Raw genomic sequence first — 14,284 nt, 5'->3', positions numbered from 1 at the left:
CGTCGGGACGCGACTCGCCTGCGTGGCCCGGCCAAAGTGGCCATTTCGGCCGTTGCCGTGGCCGCGGTCGCCGCCGTGGCCTGGTTCGTCGTCTTCCACGTCTCGCAGCGGCCGGTCTGGCACGACTTCTTCGACCTGCGCGTCTACCGCGGCTCGGTGGAGTGGTGGTTCGCCGACCGTCCGCTGTACGACTTCCGCCTGGACGACACCCGGTACGGGTTCACCTATCCGCTGTTCGCCCTCCTGGTCATGGTCCCGCTGGCCCTGGTGCCGCTGCCCGTGGCCGTGGCGGTGGTCCTGACCGCCGGCCTGGTGGCCGTGGCCCTGATCGCGGCCGTGCTGCTGGTCCCCGTCGCGCGCCGGCACGGCTGGCCGCCGGCGTTCACCGTGGCCCTGGCCGTCCCGGTGGTCCTCGCGCTCGAGCCGATCCGGGAGACGCTCGGCTACGGCCAGATCAACATGCTCATCCTCGGGCTGGTCCTGGCCGACCTCGTGGCGCTGCAGCGCGGACGGCCGTGGGCCGGGGTCGGCATCGGGCTGGCCGCAGCGCTGAAGGTGGCTCCCGGCCTGTTCGTCCTCTACCTGCTGCTGACCCGGCGACTGCGGCCCGCGGCCACCGCGATCGGCACGTTCCTCGCCGCCACGCTGGTCGGGTTCCTCGCCGACGGCAGGGCGTCCTGGACGTACTGGACGGCGGACCTCTGGGACGACTCCCGGGTCGGCCCGGTCAGCAAGCAGACCAACCAGTCCGTGCTCGGGGTGCTGGCGCGGGCGACCGCGACGGACGAGCCGAACCGTCTGCTGTGGGCCGTGCTCGCCGCAGGGATCCTCGTGCTGGCCCTGCGGCGGGCGGTGCGAGCCTGCCGGGCCGGCGACGAGCTCGTGGGGTTCACCCTGGTCGGCTTGGCCTCGTGCGCGATCAGCCCGATCACCTGGACCCACCACCTCTACTGGGTGCTGCCCGCCGTCGTCGTGCTCGTCGACGTGGCGGCCGGGACGCCGGTGCTCGGCGTCGCGCCGGCGCGGGAGCGTCCGGTGCGGTTCGGCGCCGGCCTCGGTGCGCTCGCCGTCGTCCTGGCGTTCGGGCTGTCGGTGATGTGGTTCGGGGTGGAGGGCGTGCCGGGCCAGGGGTACCGGCAGGGGCTACTCGGGGTCCTGTCCGACGACGTCTACGCGGCGATCGTGCTGGTCCTGCTGGCGCTGCTGCCGGTGCGGCGGCTCAGCGGGTCGGCGGCACCGTCCGCAGCGCGAACGACAGCGCCACCTCGACCTGCCGGATCGTCTCCTCGATGACCAGCGAGCCGTGGCCGGCGTCGAACCGGTACACCTCGTGCGGCTTGCGCAGCCGGTCGAGCTCCCCGAGGTAGTTCTCGATCTGCCGGATCGGGCAGCGCGGGTCGTTGGCCCCGGCCACCACGAGCACGGGCGCGGCGACGGCGTCGATGTAGGTGATCGGGGAGGACCGCACGTAGACGTCGCGCACGTCCTCGGGGGAGCCGCCGAACAGCGCCCGGTCGTAGGCCCGCAGGCCCTCCATCTCGTCCTCGTAGGCCGCCAGGTAGTCCGCGACGGGCACCTCGGCGATGCCGGCGGCCCACCGCTCGGGCTGCGTGCCGAGGCCGAGCAGGGTCAGGAAGCCGCCCCACGAGCCGCCGGACAGCAGCGCGCGGGCCGGGTCGACCACGCCCTCGGCGACGAGCGCGTCGTAGACCGCGGCGACGTCCTCGAGCTCGGTCAGGCCGGGTCGGCCGGTGAGCGCGTCGCGCCACTCGCTGCCGTAGCCGACCGAGCCGCGGTAGTTCACGTGCACGACCGCGTAGCCGGCGTCGACGTAGGCCGCCCGCCGGGCGCGGTAGGAGTCGTCGTCGAGGGACTCCGGGCCGCCGTGCACCAGGAACGCCGTCGCGTACGGGGCCGGCCCCTCCGGGCGGACCAGCAGCGCGTGCACGTCGCCGCCGGGGCCGGGCACCCAGCGGTCCTCGACCGGGTAGGCGGCCGGCGGCTCCTCCTCGGACACGGAGAGGACGACGGGGCCGTCGGCCCGGCGGATCACCGGCGGCCTCTCCGACGAGGACCAGGCGAGCTCCACGGTGCCGTCCGGCCGCGCCGTGGCCCCGCGGACGACGCCCTGCGGGGTGTCCAGCCGCACCAGCGTCCCGGCGGCCAGGTCGTACCGGTAGAGCTCGCTGCGGGCGGCCGAGTCGTGGCCGACGAGCAGCGCCGAGCCGTCGGGGTACCACCCCGCGGTCACGTCGCCGGGCAGGTCCAGCGCGAGCTCGGTCTCCTCGCCGGTGGCGAGGTTCCAGATCAGCAGCTCCTCGCGGCCGCGCCGCTCGTGCCCGACCAGCAGCCGGCGGTCGCCGGGCAGCGGGCCGAACTCCAGGGCGTGCAGGCCGCGGCCCTCGCCGTCCCACTTGTCGGCGACGACGGAGTCGTCCGCGGTGCGCAGCACGCGCAGCGCCGGGTAGCGGGGGTCGCCGTGCTCGGAGTGGGAGATGACCAGGAGCTCGTCGTCCCGGGTCAGGGCGTCGACCGACGCGGGGTCCTCGTGCCGGTAGACCACCCGGGCGGCGCCCGCGGACGGCGCCAGCCACAGCTCGCTGCCGTCGTCCGTGGAGCGGCCCACGGCCACCAGGGACCGGCCGATCTCCAGCCCGGCGGGGTAGGCGGGACCGACCTCGGGCAGCGGCTCGGTGTCGGGGCCGCCGGCGAACGGCTGGGTCCGCCAGGTGCCGAACTCGTCGCCGTCGGTGTCGGCGAACCACCAGATCGTCTCGCCGTCGGGGGAGATGGTGCCGATCAGCGTGCCGTTGGGCCGGTCGGTGACCTGGCGGTGGGCGCCGGTGGCGCGGTCCCACGCGTACTGCTCGACGACGCCGCTCACGTCCGAGGTGTAGAGGCAGCGGTCGGGCGCGTCGTCGGCCCACTGGGGCAGGCTCACCCGCGGCGCCCGGAAGCGGGCCTGCCAGCGCGCGGTGACCTCGGGGGACAGGGCTGGGGCGTCCGGTACGGCGGGCACGCATTCCTCCTCGCAGAACGACTCAGGGGCCGCCATCGGCGGCCCCTGAGCACTGAAGTCGGGGTGACAGGATTTGAACCTGCGACCTCGTCGTCCCGAACGACGCGCGCTACCAAGCTGCGCCACACCCCGAGGTGCCCGACGAGTCTAACCCGCCGCCGCGCCGGCCCCGGCGGCGGGCCTTAGTCCTCCCGTGCGGTCAGCGTCAGCAGCGTCGCCTCTGGCGGGCAGGCGAACCGCACGGGGGCGTACGGGCTGGTGCCCAGGCCGGCCGAGACGTGCAGCCAGGTGCCGTTCGGGTTGCTCGCCGTCGGCTCGGCCCAGCGGTGCAGCCACCGCACCCGGTGGCGGTCGATGCCGCAGTTGGTGACCAGGGCCCCGTAGAACGGCACCCGCAGCTGGCCGCCGTGGGTGTGCCCGCACAGCAGGAGGTCGTAGCCGTCGGCGGCGAAGCGGTCGAGCACGCGCGGCTCGGGGGAGTGGACGAGGCCGATGCGCAGGTCCGCCGTCGGGTCGGCGGGGCCGCCCACGCGCTCGTAGCGGTCCAGCTTCAGGTGCGGGTCGTCCAGTCCGGCGAAGGAGATCCGCCGCCCGTCGACGGTGAGCTCGCCGCGGGCGTTGGTGAGGTTCAGCCAGCCGCGCTCGACCAGCCCGTCACGGAGGTCGCGCCACGGCAGCCGCTCGCCGTGCACCCGCTTGTGGTTCTTCTTGAAGTACTTCAGCGGGTTCTTCGGCTTGGGCGCGAAGTAGTCGTTGGACGACGTGACGAAGGCGCCCGGCCGGTCCAGCAGCGGGTCCAGTGCCCGCAGGGTGGGTTGCACCGCGTCGAAGCCGGCCAGGTTGTCGCCGGTGTCGATGACCAGGTCCGGCTCGAGCCCGGCCAGCCCGGCGACCCACGCCTGCTTGTCCCGCTGACCGGCGGTCATGTGCAGGTCGGACAGGTGCAGCACCGACAGCGGCCGGGACCCCGGCGGGAGGACCGGGACGTCGAAGCGGCGCAGCGTCCAGCGGGTGCGCTCGTAGAGGCTCGCGTAGGCGACCGTCGCCGTCCCGGCGGCGACGGCGGCAGAGGGCAGGGCGGTGTACCAGCGCACGAGAGCCCACGGTACGGGCTACGTCACAGGTGGTGCCGTGCCAGGCTGGCAGCGTGACCGAGCTCAAGGACCAGCTGCGCGCCGACCTGACCACCGCGATGAAGAGCCGCGACGAGCTGCGCACCGCGACGCTGCGCATGGCCCTGGCCGCGGTCAGCGCCGAGGAGGTCGCCGGCAAGGAGGCCCGGGAGCTCAGCGACGACGAGGTGCAGGCGGTGCTGCGGCGGGAGGCCAAGAAGCGGCGCGAGGCGGCCGACGCCTTCGCCGAGGCCGGCCGCGCCGAGCAGGCCGACCGCGAGCGGGCCGAGGGGGAGGTCCTCGCCGGCTACCTGCCCGCGCAGATGGAGGACGCCGACCTCGCCGCGCTGGTCGCCGACGTCATCACGCAGACCGGTGCGACCGGCATCAAGGACATGGGCCGCGTCATGGGCGCGGCCCAGGCCGCCGTCGCCGGACGGGCCGAGGGCGCGCGCGTGGCGGCCGAGGTCCGCCGTCAGCTCGGTTTCGGCTGAGCGGTCCCCTCTCAGCCGTTCCCGTCGCCGCCGTCCCCGCCGCCGCCGTCCCCGTCGCCGCCGTCGTTCCCCCCGCCGGGACCGGAGTTGTCGCCGCCGTCATCGTTGTCCGGACCGTTGCCGGGGTCGCCGTCCTGGGAGTTGTCCCCCTCGGCCGGCGGCGCCGGGTTGGCCGGCTCGGCCACGAAACCGGAGCCGTCGCTGACCTGGATGGTGATCACCTGGTCCTCGGTGGCGCGCGAGCCTGACGGCGGGTTCAGGCCGACGAACGTGCCCTCCTCCTCGTCGCTCTCCACCTCGGCGGTGTCGTAGCGGAACCCGGCCGACTCCAGCGCCGACTCGCAGCGGCTGACCGACCCGCAGTTCGGCACCACCCGGGTGTTGCCGTTCACGACGGTCTGGTCGGCCGGCGGGAAGTCCTTCGTCGGGGCGGCGTTGAGGATGGGCTCCATCGCGTCGTTCCAGATGGTCGCCGGCTTGTTGCCGCCGAAGCCGCCGACGTTCTGGTTCTCCTTGGGGTTGAGCACCATGACGCTGGCCGCGTACTCGGGCGTGTAGCCGACGAAGGCCGCCGAGAAGTTGCTCTGCGAGGTACCGGTCTTGCCGGCGATCTGGTGCCCCGGCACGTAGGCGCGGGCACCGGTCTGGCCCGGGTTCCCCGGCTCGACGTCCTTGCGCAGGATCTGGTTCAGCGTGGTCGCCACGCCGCTCGGGATCGCCTCGGCGTGGCAGTTGTCGTCGGTGATCACCGGGTTGCCGTCGTCGTCGGTCAGCGGCTGGCCGGCCCGGTCGAGGATCTGCACCACCGGCGTGGGGTCGCACTGGGTGCCACTGGCCGCCAGCGTCGAGTAGGCGCTGGCGAGGTCCAGCGGGCTGGTCGGCTCCGGGCCGAGGGTGAACGACCCGCGCTCCTCCTCGATGATCTGGTCGGCGATCCCGTCGATGGAGTGCAGGCCCATCCGCTGGGCCATGCGCACCGGCTTCTCCACGCTGCCGAGGGCGTCCTCCAGGGCCACGAAGTAGGTGTTGGAGGACATGTACAGCGCCTTGACCATGTCCAGCGTGCCCGGGTACCTGCCGGCGTTCTCGATCGTGTAGGGCGCGCTGCCGTTCTTGAAGACCCGCGACGTGTACCGGTTGCCCGTGGTCAGCGTGTAGTACTGCGAGTAGCCCTCCTCGAGGGCGGCCGCGGCGGTGAACACCTTGTAGGTCGAGCCGGCGCCCTGACTGGCTGCGGTGTTGAGGACGACGGACTCGCACTCGGGCCCGTCGCAGCCGTAGCGGCGGTTGACGCTCATCGCCAGCACGTGCCCGGTGCCGGGCTCGACCGCGGTGTACATGCCGGCCAGCGAGGCGCCCATCGGCAGCGTGTTGAGCACCGCCTGGTCGCCGGCGACCTGCATGTCGGGACGCAGCGAGGTCTGGATGGTCAGACCGCTGTCGTTGATCTGCTGGTCGGTCAGGCCGAGCGTGTTGACCAGGTAGCTCTTCAGGTAGGCGCAGAAGAAGCCGCCGACGGCGGCGTCGATGCAGCCGTTGGGCGGGCTCTGGCCCTCGACCACCTGGATCGGCGCGGCGATCGCGTCGGCGAGTTCCTTGTCGTCGATGTGCCCGAGCCGGTTCATCCGCTGCAGCACCTGGTCGCGGCGGGCCTTGGCGTTCTCCGGGTTGGTGATCGGGTCGTCGTTGGTGGGGCTCTGCACCAGGCCGGCCAGCATCGCCGCCTGCGGCAGGTTCAGGTCGGCGGCGTTGACGCTGAAGTAGCGCTGCGCGGCGGCCTGGATGCCGTAGGCGCCCTCGCCGAAGTACACGATGTTCAGGTAGCGGGTGAGGATCTCCTCCTTGGAGTACTTCTCCTCCAGGGCGAGGGCCAGCCGGGCCTCGCGCAGCTTGCGGCCCGGCGTCTGCTCGGTGGCCGCCCGCCGCTCCTCCGGCGTCGCCGCGGTCTGCAGCAGGGTCTGCTTGACCAGCTGCTGGGTCAGCGTCGAGCCGCCCTCCCGCACCGAGCCGGCGGCCACGTTCGTGACCAGGGCGCGCAGGGTGCCCTGGACGTCGAGGCCGTTGTGCTCGTAGAAGCGCGAGTCCTCGATGTCGACCAGCGCCTGCTTCATCACCTCGGCGATCTGGTCGCTGGGCAGCGGCGTCCGGTTGTTCGTGTAGAAGTTCGTGATCAGCGAGCCGTCCGCGGCGAGCACCTTGCTGGGTCCGGCCGGCGTCCGGTCGGTCAGCTCGCTGGGCAGCGCGTCGAGCAGCGAGGCGGAGTTGCGGGCCACCAGGCCCGTTCCGCCGATCCACGGGAACAGGACGCCGGCGAGCAGGGCACCGGCCAGGACGATGGTTCCGGCGAGCTTGGCGAGCAGCCTGGTCCGGAATCGCGCATTCTCCGACATCGCAGGCCAGGGTACGTGGCCGACGGGTCGGACGCGGTCGCGCTCAGGGACGGCGCGCGGGCAGGATTCGCGTCCTCGGGATGCCGGTCGGGGTCTCGTCGTCCGGACCGGTCAGTTCCTCGCCCATCACCCGCAGCCCGTCGAGGTCGTGGACGTCGCCGGCGGCGGCCGGGACGGTCCGGACGGCGACCTCCGGGTGGGCGCTGGTGAACCGGTCGGCGAGCCGCTGCTCGCGCGCGGCCTGGGTCATCCGCTCGGCGTGCACGCGCAGCGCACCGGCGGCCAGCTTCGCGCCCGGAGCCCCGGCGTCGACCACCTCCTCCGCGGCGGCCTCGGCACGGGTGGCCGACAGCGCGGTGGTCGCCGGCGGGTGCGTGCGGTTGAGCACCAGACCGGCCAGCGGCATGCCCTCCGTGGAGAGCCGGTCGACGAAGTAGGAGGCCTCGCGCAGCGCGTCGGGCTCCGGGGTGGCGACGACGACGAACGACGTCCCCGGCATGCGCAGCATCTCGTAGGTGGCCGTGGCGCGTTCGCGGAAGCCGCCGAACATCGTGTCCAGCGCCGCGACGAACGCGGAGATGTCCTGCAGGAGCTGGCCGCCGAGGATCTTGGAGATGATCCGGCTGAACACCATGAAGCCGGCGCCGACCAGCCGCATCCCGGCCCGGCCGCCGGCGCGGGCCGGCGCGGTCAGCAGCCGGATCATCGTGCCGTCGAGGAAGCGGCCCATCCGGTTGGGGGCGTCGAGGAAGTCCAGCGCCGACCGCGACGGCGGCGTGTCGACGATGATCAGGTCCCACTGGTCGGTGGCCCGCAGCTGGCCCAGCTTCTCCATCGCCATGTACTCCTGCGTCCCGGCGAAGGACGAGGACAGCGCCTGGTAGAAGGGGTTCTCGAAGATCTGCTGGGCCCGCTCGGGGCTGGTGTGGGCGGACACGACGTCGTCGAACGTCCGCTTCATGTCCAGCATCATCGCGTGCAGCTCGCCGTCCAATCCCGGTGTCTCGACGCGCCGCGGCTCGTTGTCCAGCTCGCCCAGGCCCAGCGACTGGGCCAGCCGGCGGGCCGGGTCGATGGTGAGGACGACGACGGTGCGGCCGGCCTCCGCCGCGGCCAGCGCCAGCGCCGCCGACGTCGTCGTCTTGCCCACGCCGCCGGCGCCGCAGCACACGACGATGCGCGTGGCGGGGTCGCGGATCAGCGCGTCGAGGTCCATCGGCGCGGGCTGCGTCATGCCGCGGCCCTCGCCCGGAAGTGCGGCTCGAGCCGGCCGGCCAGCTCGAACAGGCAGCCGACGTCCATCGGGCCGGGCATCAGCGGCAGCTCGATGACCGGCCGGCCCAGCGCCTCGACGTCCCCGCGCAGGGCGTCCTGGGCGGCCCAGCGCTGCGCGTGCTCGATCGCCTCGGCGGCCAGCGCGTCGGCGAGCGCGCCCGGCAGGTGCACCGCCTGGAGCGCGGGGACGAGCTCCGCGCCGGTGAGCCGGCCTTCCGCGGCGGGGGCGAGGCCGGCCTCGGGCAGCAGCGGCTCGGTCGCCATGTTCACGATCACGTTGCCGACGGGCAGGCCGGCGGCGGTGAGCTCCTCGATGGCGTCGGCGGTCTCCTGCACCGGCATGTCCTCCAGCAGGGTCACCAGGTGCACCGCCGTCTGCGGGGACTTCAGCACGGCCATGACACCGTCGCTCTGCGTCTTGATCGGGCCGGAGCGGGCCAGCTGGCCCATCTCGTTGGTCACGTTGAGGAACCGGGTGATCCGGCCGGTGGGCGGCGCGTCGACGACGACGGCGTCGTAGACCCGGCGGCCGTCGTGCCGGCGGGTCACCGCCTCCTTGATCTTGCCGGTGAGCAGGACGTCGCGCAGGCCCGGCGCGATCGCCGTCGCGAAGTCGATCGCGCCCATCCTGCGCAGCGCCCGCCCCGCCCGCCGCAGGTTGTAGAAGAGGTCGAGGTACTCGAGGAGGGCCTCCTCGACGTCGATGGCCAGCGCCCTGACCTCGCCGCCCCCGCGGGTGAGGGCGACCCGCCGCTCCTCGTACGGCAGCGGCGGGGTGTCGAACAGCTGCGCGATGCCCTGCCGCCCCTCCGTCTCGACGAGCAGCACGGTGCGTCCCTCGGCGGCCAGCGCGAGGGCCAGGGCGGCGGCGACGGTGGTCTTGCCGGTCCCGCCCTTGCCCGTGACCACGTGGCAGCGCACGGGCAGGGGATCGGAGCTCACGCACCCTCCTCGCTGGCGCTCGTCGGCCGCGTTCGCGGCGCTGCTGTGCTCATCCGTGAGCTCGCAAGCTTGCTCACGCCGCCCAGCCTAGGAGCAGCTCCTGTGCGCGGCCCCTCGCGGTAGGTGCACCCGGAGGCGCCGCTTCCCTGGTACGGGCGCTAGCGTCCTGGGCCATGAGCGAACCGGTTCGGCGCAAGTGGGAGTACGCCACGATCCCGCTCCTGATCCACAACACCAAGGCGATCCTCGACTCCTGGGGGGTCGACGGATGGGAGCTGGTGACCGTGCTTCCCGGCCCCGGCGGCGCCGAGCAGCTGGTCGCCTACCTCAAGCGACCGACGGACTGAGGACCACCCCGATGAGTGCCCCCACCCCCACGGACGCCGGCGCGCAGAGCTGGCGCGCCCGGCTCGCCGAGCTCGGCATCCGGCTGCCCGAGGTGGCCGCCCCGGTCGCGTCGTACGTGCCGGCCGTGCGCAGCGGGCAGCTGGTGTTCACCAGCGGCCAGCTGCCCTTCGTCGAGGGCGGCCTGCGCCGCACCGGCAAGGTCGGCGGCTCGGTCGAGGTCGAGGAGGCCGCGGCCGACGCCAAGCTGTGCGCGCTCAACGCCTTGGCCGCGATCGACGAGCTCGTCGGCCTGGACTCGATCGCGCGGATCGTGCGGGTCGTCGGCTACGTGGCCAGCGCCGAGGGCTTCAGCGGTCAGCCCCGCGTGGTCAACGGCGCCAGCGAGCTGCTCGGGAAGATCTTCGGCCCCGCCGGCGAGCACGCCCGCAGCGCCGTGGGCGTCGCGGAGCTGCCGATGAACAGCCCCGTCGAGGTCGAGCTGACGGTCGAGCTGAAGGCATGACGGCCGAGCCGCGGCAGGCGGCCACGGTCCTGTTGCTGCGCGACGGTGTCCCGGGGCTCGAGGTCTACCTGCTCCGCCGCACGAAGGGCATGCCGTTCGCCGGCGGCATGACCGCCTATCCCGGCGGGGGTGTCGACCCCCGCGACGCCGACACCGAGATCGCCTGGGTGGGGCCCTCCCCGGCGGACTGGGCGGGGGCGTTCGGCTGCGACGAGCCGATGGCCCGCGAGCTGGTGTGCGCGGCGGTCCGGGAGACGTTCGAGGAGGCCGGCGTGCTGCTGGCCGGTTCGCCCGACGGCGGCGACGTCGTCCCGGACGTCTCCGGGGACGACTGGGAGGAGCGGCGCCAGGCGCTGCTCTCGCGGGAGCTCTCGCTCGCCGAGCTGCTGGCCGAGCGCGGGCTGGCGGTGCGCTCCGACCTGCTGCGCCCCTTCGCGCACTGGATCACCCCGCCGGTGGAGCCACGGCGCTACGACACGAAGTTCTTCGCGGCCGCGCTGCCGGTCGGCCAGGAGGCCCGGCACGTGTCCGGGGAGGCCGACGAGGCGAGCTGGCTGACGCCGGCCGCGGCGCTGGCCGAGGCGGAGTCCGGGACCCGGCCGATGCTGCCGCCGACACAGCACACCCTCGGTCAGCTGGCGCCGTTCGCCGACGTCGCGGCCGCGCTCGCCGGGTCGCCGCCGGAGCCGCTGCACCCGATCAGCCCGACCTTCGAGGAGACCCCCGACGGCCGCTGGGCGGTGCTGCCCGACGGCACACGCATCCGGCTGGTCATGCCCCTCCCCGCCTGAGCCCTCGGAGGGGGAGGGGTAGAGGATCCTCTGCCTGGGCGGCGCGTCAGCGGGCGCGGCGGCGCAGGCGCTCCTCGTCGAGGACGACGACCGACTTGCCCTGCAGCTGGATCCAGCCGCGGTGCACGAAGTCGGCCAGCGCCTTGTTCACCGTCTCGCGGGAGGCGCCGACCAGCTGGGCCAGCTCCTCCTGGGTCAGGTCGTGGCGGACCCGCAGGCCCTCGGCGTCGCGGCTGCCGAAGCGGTCGGCCATCTGCAGCAGCGCCTTGGCCACGCGGCCCGGGACGTCGGTGAAGATCAGGTCGGCGACCGAGTCGTTGGTGCGGCGCAGCCGGCGGGCGAGCACGTGCAGCAGCCGCTCCCCGACCTCGGGGTGCGCCTCGATCCACGGGCGCAGCACCGACTGCGGCATGCGCGCGAGCTTCACGTCGGTCACTGCGGTGGCGGTCGCCGTCCGCGGGCCCGGGTCGAACACCGAGAGCTCGCCGAACTGGTCGGAGGGGCCCATGACCGCCAGCACGTTCTCCCGCCCGTCGGGGGCGCGGCGGGACAGCTTGATCTTGCCGGAGATGACGATGTAGAGGCTGTCGCCCGGCTCGCCCTCGTTGAAGACCACCCGGCCGCGCGGGAGGGTCTGCGTCTCCAGGCGGCTCGCGACCGGCTCCACCGCGTCTTCCGCGAGTCCCTGGAAGAGCCCGGACTGGGCCAGCACCTCGTCCACTACGCGTCCTCTCACACCGATTCCCGATCGGACGCCTGCCGGCATCCGTGTCCGACGGGTGAGTCTAGGGGGCTGTGCCGACGGTCACCCGTTCGAGATCGAGAACATGCCTCCGACGGGCGAGTGTGCGCCGTCACACCGCAGGTCAGATGAGCGGTGCGGTGGATCGCCTCGCCCGGCTGCTGCGGCGCCGCCGCCAGCGGCTCAGCGCCCGCCGGATGCCCGACTTCGCCAGGGTGTCCACCTCGCCGGCGGTGGCCGTGGACAGGAACTCGTCGACCTCGCGGCCGGTGGCCGGACGGCGCAGCGGCTCCTCGACGCGCTCCATCACGAGCAGGAACGCGATCAGCAGCGGGGGGAAGAGGATGACGATGAGGGCGACCATGCGAACCTCCTCGGCCGGTTCGTCTGCGGGGAGGGATACCCGCGCATCGGACGGGGAACGCCTCGGCGGCTCCAGCGGTCCTCGATGATGACATGCCGGTCGATGTCAGGCTGTCCGCCTACCCTCGACCGCGTGTCCACGCCCGTCTACGCGCGCCCTCAGCGGGGCCGCCCGGCAGCCGCCCGCCGTCCCGGCCGCGGTGCCCTGCCCGGCGGATCGCCGTTCGATCCCGACGAGACGCCGCTGGCGCGCACCCGCCGCGCGCGGCGGATGGCGCGCGAGCTCGCGGTCATCCACCCCGACGCGCACTGCGAGCTGGACTTCACCAACGCCTTCGAGCTGCTGGTCGCGACCGTGCTCTCCGCCCAGACCACGGACAAGATGGTGAACAAGGTCACACCGGTCCTGTTCGCCAAGTACCCGGACGCCTTCGCCCTGGCCGGCGCCGACCGCGAGGACCTGGAGACGATCCTCAAGCCCACCGGCTTCTTCCGGGCCAAGGCCAACTCGGTGCAGGGTCTCGCCCGGGCGCTGGTCGAGCGGTTCGACGGCGAGGTGCCCGGGCGCATGGCGGACCTGGTGACGCTGCCCGGCGTCGGGCGCAAGACCGCCAACGTCGTCCTGGGCAACGCCTTCGACGTCCCGGGGCTGACCGTCGACACGCACTTCGGCCGGCTGGTCCGGCGGTTCGGCTGGACCGCCGAGGAGGACCCGGTCAAGGTCGAGTCGGAGATCGCCGAGCTGATCCCCAAGCGGGAGTGGACGATGTTCTCCCACCGCGTGATCTTCCACGGCCGGCGCGTCTGCCACGCCAAGAAGGCCGCCTGCGGCGCCTGCGGCCTCGCGCAGTGGTGCCCCTCCTACGGCATCGGCCCCACCGACCCGGAGCTGGCGCTGAAGCTGGTCAAGACCCCGGCCGCGTCGGACACCGAATGAGCCGGCTGCGATCGGCCGCGCTCGCGGCGCTCCTCCTGGCCGGGCTGCTGGCCGGCTGCGGCGCGGGCGACACCGCCTCGCCGGTGGCCGGCCGGGGCGACAACCCGGCCGATGCCGCCGACGAGAACCTGCTGCCCTGCCCCGAGCAGTCCGGCACCGCCGCCGCGGGCGCCGAGCTGCTCCCGCCGCTGGCTTTCGACTGCCTGGGCGGCGGCACGCTGGACCTGGGCCGCGCGCCGGGCGTCCCGACGGTGGTCAACCTCTGGGCGAGCTGGTGCGCCCCGTGCCGGGAGGAGCTGCCGCTGATGCAGCAGCTCGCCGACACCGCCGGCGGGCAGGTGGCCGTGCTCGGCGTCGTGAGCAAGGACGGCACGGAGCAGGCCACCTCGTTCGCCGCCGACGCCGGGGCGAGCTTCCCCAGCGCGTTCGACGGCGAGGGGGAGCTGATGACCGGGCTCGGGCTCAACGCGCTGCCCTACACCTACTTCCTCGACGCCGACGGCGCGATCACCTACACCCAGGTGGGGCCGGTGGACTCCCTCGACGAGCTGCGCGGGCTGGTCGCCGAGCACCTCGGGGTGCGGCTGTGAGCGGGGGGAACGGCTGGGACGGCGTCCCGGAGTACCTGCAGCGGCTGGTCGACGCCACGGTGGACCTGCCGCTGCGGCACGCCGCGCCCCGGGCGAGCGCGACCGCGCGGCGCTCGGCGGTGCTCATCCTGTTCGGCGAGGGCCCGGCCGGACCGGACGTGCTGCTGATCGAGAAGTCCACCGCGCTGCGCCGGCACGCCGGGCAGCCGGCGTTCCCCGGGGGCGGCGCCGATCCCGAGGACGACTACCCGATCGAGACGGCGCTGCGCGAGGCGGAGGAGGAGGCCGGCATCGACCCGGACGGCGTCCGCGTGCTGGCCACGCTGCAGGAGCTCTACCTGATGCCGTCGGACAACCTCGTCGTCCCGGTGGTCGCGTGGTGGGACGACCCGCGCGACGTGACCGTGGGGGACCCGCGGGAGGTCGCCCGGGTGGCCCGCGTGCCGCTCGCCGACCTGGTCGACCCGGCCAACCGGTTCCGGGTGTCGCACCCGTCCGGGTACATCGGCCCCGCCTTCGGCGTCGCCGACATGGTCGTCTGGGGCTTCACCGCCGGACTGCTCGACGCGATCCTCGAGGCGGCGGGGCTGGCCGTGCCCTGGAACCGGGACGACGTCCGCCCGCTGCCCGAGCCCGGAGCCCGGTCGGCCGCCCTGCCGGGCGCCCTCGGTGAGGGCGGCGACGAGGACGACGCCGCGCCGACGGTCGCCGACCCCGCACCCGACGGCCCTCCGACGCGTACGGTCGGCCCGCGATGACGGTTCTGGGGGGACCGGGTC

The 14,284-nt window shown here is 73.9% G+C and carries 15 protein-coding genes and 1 tRNA gene; 8 read left to right on the top strand and 8 right to left on the bottom strand.

Annotated elements, in window-relative coordinates:
* The first annotated feature begins 57 nt into the window (after nt 1-57).
* Nucleotides 58-1,293, top strand: coding sequence for a glycosyltransferase family 87 protein (locus ACWIYF_RS26195; protein ID WP_448625754.1), 1,236 nt, complete (start codon nt 58-60; stop codon nt 1,291-1,293).
* Here the strand turns inward: ACWIYF_RS26195 and ACWIYF_RS26190 are convergent.
* The 3 genes from ACWIYF_RS26190 to ACWIYF_RS26180 form a co-directional block, all read right to left on the bottom strand.
* Nucleotides 1,220-3,019 (bottom strand): prolyl oligopeptidase family serine peptidase, encoded by a 1,800-nt coding sequence (locus ACWIYF_RS26190; RefSeq protein WP_448625753.1) that lies wholly within the window; start codon nt 3,017-3,019, stop codon nt 1,220-1,222. The two genes, ACWIYF_RS26195 and ACWIYF_RS26190, sit on opposite strands and share 74 nt — an antisense overlap.
* Before the next feature lie 58 nt (nt 3,020-3,077).
* Nucleotides 3,078-3,151, bottom strand: a tRNA-Pro gene (locus ACWIYF_RS26185).
* Between the two features lie 50 nt (nt 3,152-3,201).
* A complete protein-coding gene (locus tag ACWIYF_RS26180) occupies nt 3,202-4,113 on the bottom strand; it encodes a metallophosphoesterase (RefSeq protein WP_448625752.1) in 912 nt (303 codons plus the stop codon).
* A gap of 53 nt (nt 4,114-4,166) precedes the next feature.
* Between ACWIYF_RS26180 and ACWIYF_RS26175 the strand changes: the two genes are divergently transcribed.
* On the top strand, nt 4,167-4,625 hold the full coding sequence (locus ACWIYF_RS26175) for a GatB/YqeY domain-containing protein (RefSeq protein ID WP_448625751.1): 459 nt from the start codon (nt 4,167-4,169) through the stop codon (nt 4,623-4,625).
* 11 nt (nt 4,626-4,636) lie between these two features.
* Here the strand turns inward: ACWIYF_RS26175 and ACWIYF_RS26170 are convergent, their stop codons facing one another.
* The 3 genes from ACWIYF_RS26170 to ACWIYF_RS26160 are packed head-to-tail and all read right to left on the bottom strand — an operon-like array spanning nt 4,637 to nt 9,232.
* A complete protein-coding gene (locus ACWIYF_RS26170) occupies nt 4,637-7,015 on the bottom strand; it encodes a transglycosylase domain-containing protein (protein WP_448625750.1) in 2,379 nt (792 codons plus the stop codon).
* Nucleotides 7,016-7,058: 43 nt separating this feature from the next.
* On the bottom strand, nt 7,059-8,249 hold the full coding sequence (locus ACWIYF_RS26165; protein WP_448625749.1) for an ArsA family ATPase: 1,191 nt from the start codon (nt 8,247-8,249) through the stop codon (nt 7,059-7,061).
* A complete protein-coding gene (locus ACWIYF_RS26160) occupies nt 8,246-9,232 on the bottom strand; it encodes an ArsA-related P-loop ATPase (RefSeq protein WP_448625748.1) in 987 nt (328 codons plus the stop codon). Before ACWIYF_RS26160 ends, ACWIYF_RS26165 begins: the two co-directional genes overlap by 4 nt.
* Before the next feature lie 173 nt (nt 9,233-9,405).
* On the opposite strand from ACWIYF_RS26160, the gene ACWIYF_RS26155 reads away from it, so the two are divergent.
* Genes ACWIYF_RS26155 through ACWIYF_RS26145 form a run of 3 tightly spaced genes read left to right on the top strand, consistent with a single transcriptional unit; the run spans nt 9,406 to nt 10,873 of the window.
* Entirely contained in the window at nt 9,406-9,579 is a 174-nt protein-coding gene (locus tag ACWIYF_RS26155) for a hypothetical protein (RefSeq protein WP_448625747.1), read from the top strand.
* Nucleotides 9,580-9,590: 11 nt separating this feature from the next.
* Nucleotides 9,591-10,082 carry a RidA family protein gene (locus ACWIYF_RS26150; protein ID WP_448625746.1) on the top strand — a complete coding sequence of 164 codons (492 nt, stop codon included), beginning with the start codon at nt 9,591-9,593 and terminating at the stop codon, nt 10,080-10,082.
* Nucleotides 10,079-10,873, top strand: coding sequence for an NUDIX hydrolase (locus ACWIYF_RS26145; protein WP_448625745.1), 795 nt, complete (start codon nt 10,079-10,081; stop codon nt 10,871-10,873). The genes ACWIYF_RS26150 and ACWIYF_RS26145 overlap by 4 nt, the downstream gene beginning before the upstream one ends.
* A gap of 46 nt (nt 10,874-10,919) precedes the next feature.
* Here the strand turns inward: ACWIYF_RS26145 and ACWIYF_RS26140 are convergent, their stop codons facing one another.
* Together ACWIYF_RS26140 and ACWIYF_RS26135 are read right to left on the bottom strand one after the other, a co-directional pair.
* The gene (locus tag ACWIYF_RS26140) at nt 10,920-11,594 is read right to left on the bottom strand and encodes a Crp/Fnr family transcriptional regulator (RefSeq protein ID WP_448625744.1); all 675 of its coding nucleotides are present in this window, start codon (nt 11,592-11,594) and stop codon (nt 10,920-10,922) included.
* 145 nt (nt 11,595-11,739) lie between these two features.
* Entirely contained in the window at nt 11,740-11,979 is a 240-nt protein-coding gene (locus ACWIYF_RS26135) for a hypothetical protein (protein WP_448625743.1), read from the bottom strand.
* A gap of 132 nt (nt 11,980-12,111) precedes the next feature.
* Between ACWIYF_RS26135 and nth the strand changes: the two genes are divergently transcribed.
* Genes nth through ACWIYF_RS26120 form a run of 3 tightly spaced genes read left to right on the top strand, consistent with a single transcriptional unit; the run spans nt 12,112 to nt 14,263 of the window.
* Nucleotides 12,112-12,915: an endonuclease III gene (nth, locus tag ACWIYF_RS26130; protein ID WP_448625742.1), complete on the top strand. Its 804-nt coding sequence runs from the start codon at nt 12,112-12,114 to the stop codon at nt 12,913-12,915.
* The gene (locus ACWIYF_RS26125; RefSeq protein WP_448625741.1) at nt 12,912-13,505 is read left to right on the top strand and encodes a TlpA family protein disulfide reductase; all 594 of its coding nucleotides are present in this window, start codon (nt 12,912-12,914) and stop codon (nt 13,503-13,505) included. Before nth ends, ACWIYF_RS26125 begins: the two co-directional genes overlap by 4 nt.
* Nucleotides 13,502-14,263, top strand: coding sequence for an NUDIX hydrolase (locus tag ACWIYF_RS26120; RefSeq protein ID WP_448625740.1), 762 nt, complete (start codon nt 13,502-13,504; stop codon nt 14,261-14,263). Before ACWIYF_RS26125 ends, ACWIYF_RS26120 begins: the two co-directional genes overlap by 4 nt.
* Nucleotides 14,264-14,284: the final 21 nt, after the last annotated feature.

It is taken from the genome of Geodermatophilus sp. URMC 64 (assembly GCF_053502555.1).
The sequence above is the reverse complement of the archived record's forward strand: the minus strand, read 5'-3'. Positions and strand labels throughout refer to the sequence as shown.

Bases quoted from the DNA above. Each gene is read 5' to 3' on its own strand.
- ACWIYF_RS26170 (WP_448625750.1), bottom strand. From the start codon at position 7,015: ATGTCGGAGAATGCGCGATTCCGGACCAGGCTGCTCGCCAAGCTCGCC.
- ACWIYF_RS26165 (WP_448625749.1), bottom strand. From the start codon at position 8,249: ATGACGCAGCCCGCGCCGATGGACCTCGACGCGCTGATCCGCGACCCC.
- ACWIYF_RS26155 (WP_448625747.1), top strand. From the start codon at position 9,406: ATGAGCGAACCGGTTCGGCGCAAGTGGGAGTACGCCACGATCCCGCTC.
- ACWIYF_RS26150 (WP_448625746.1), top strand. From the start codon at position 9,591: ATGAGTGCCCCCACCCCCACGGACGCCGGCGCGCAGAGCTGGCGCGCC.
- ACWIYF_RS26145 (WP_448625745.1), top strand. From the start codon at position 10,079: ATGACGGCCGAGCCGCGGCAGGCGGCCACGGTCCTGTTGCTGCGCGAC.
- ACWIYF_RS26135 (WP_448625743.1), bottom strand. From the start codon at position 11,979: ATGGTCGCCCTCATCGTCATCCTCTTCCCCCCGCTGCTGATCGCGTTC.
- ACWIYF_RS26125 (WP_448625741.1), top strand. From the start codon at position 12,912: ATGAGCCGGCTGCGATCGGCCGCGCTCGCGGCGCTCCTCCTGGCCGGG.